A 1,354-nucleotide genomic window follows, 5' to 3' on the forward strand; every position below is an offset into this window, starting at 1 on the left:
CAGCGGACAACGGCGAGACGTCCGGTCGAGGCAGCGCGACCATGGGCAGGTCGGTGAAGCGGATACCGTTTTCCTCGAGCTTGGCGAGGAAGGCCTGGCGCCGTTCAGGGGTCAGCTCGGCGAAACGCCGGGCGATTTGGTGCGGATCGATACTCATCTCAAACCTCGAATTCATCCAACCAGCGAGCCATGTCATCCAGGCGCTCACGCTGCTCGACCGCTGCGGCGAACAAATCGCTCGGCAGTTGCTCGGCCAACTTCTGCACGGTGACGTGATCGAAGAAGGCGTTGATCGGCAGGTGACAGCCATGGCGTTGTTGCAATTGGGCGCGCACTTGCATGACGCTCAGCGAATGCCCACCCAGCTCGAAGAAACTTTTCGGGGTCACGGCCTTTTTCAGGTCGATGACCACGCGCAGATCGGTCGGCGTGCGCTGGGCCGAGCGCATGCTGGTAATCGGGGTGTTGGCGGTAGACACCTTCAGCGGCGCGGCCAGGGTCGCACCGTTGATGTCGATCACCAGGCGATCAGGCGCCGTCAGGGTAAAGACGCTGTGCTGGACCGGGCCAGACAGGTCGAACACCAGTCGCGTGTTATCCGGCGCTCGCCACAGGCGAACACTCTTCACCTGTGAAGCAGCCAGAGCATTCACAGTCATTGCCGCAAGCAACACCCCTACGACAGCAACCAACGCGCGAAAGCGCATACCTAACCCCACCAATTATTTGAATTCCAATGCCAGAGCGGCGCACCACGACTCACCGCGCGCGCCCTGGGGCAACAACTTCAGCCGACGTCCGTGATCATGCGGCGTAATGGTAATGGTCAGGTCCGGCTTTGGCAAAAAGCCTGTGCCTTTATCTGGCCACTCGATCAGGCACAGCGCGTCATCCTCGAAATAATCCCGAATGCCCATGTACTCCAGCTCTTCGGGATCTACCAGGCGATAGAGGTCAAAGTGGAAGGCTCTTATCGCACCGATCTCATAAGGCTCGACCAACGTAAAGGTCGGACTTTTCACCGCCCCCGCATGGCCCAACCCGCGAATGATCCCCCGGGACAGCGTGGTCTTGCCCGCCCCCAGGTCGCCTTCGAGAAAGATCAGCCCCGCCCCGCCCGTCACCTGGGCAATCCGATGACCGAACGCAACCATTGCCTCTTCATCCGCCAGGAAAAGGATTACTTCAGACACGGTGACTGTTCCTCGATCAATTGACGAATGGCGGGTATCAGGTCGCTGGCAGCCAGGCCGCGACCAAAGGTGCCCTGCCGAGCTCCCGCCGTGGCGTGCAACCACACGGCCAGGCAACCGGCTTCATAAGCGGGCATGCCCTGCGCGAGCAACGCGCCCAC

At 61.0% G+C, this 1,354-nt stretch carries 2 protein-coding genes and 2 pseudogenes; all 4 read right to left on the minus strand.

Going from position 1 to position 1,354, the window contains the following annotated elements:
* Window positions 1-158: 158 nt before the first annotated feature.
* A complete protein-coding gene (locus L9Z73_RS30610; RefSeq protein WP_345894198.1) occupies window positions 159-389 on the minus strand; it encodes an acyl carrier protein in 231 nt (76 codons plus the stop codon).
* A pseudogene (locus L9Z73_RS30615) lies at window positions 372-707 on the minus strand (AMIN domain-containing protein); the annotation flags it as partial. The pseudogene L9Z73_RS30615 and the gene L9Z73_RS30610, both read right to left, overlap by 18 nt.
* Window positions 708-722: 15 nt before the next feature.
* Window positions 723-1,193, minus strand: coding sequence for a tRNA (adenosine(37)-N6)-threonylcarbamoyltransferase complex ATPase subunit type 1 TsaE (gene tsaE, locus L9Z73_RS30620; protein WP_247408696.1), 471 nt, complete (start codon window positions 1,191-1,193; stop codon window positions 723-725).
* Window positions 1,181-1,354 (minus strand): annotated as a pseudogene (locus tag L9Z73_RS30625) (NAD(P)H-hydrate dehydratase); the annotation flags it as partial. The pseudogene L9Z73_RS30625 and the gene tsaE, both read right to left, overlap by 13 nt.

Source organism: Pseudomonas emilianonis (assembly GCF_023072625.1).
In the GTDB taxonomy this organism is placed as follows: domain Bacteria; phylum Pseudomonadota; class Gammaproteobacteria; order Pseudomonadales; family Pseudomonadaceae; genus Aquipseudomonas; species Aquipseudomonas paraveronii.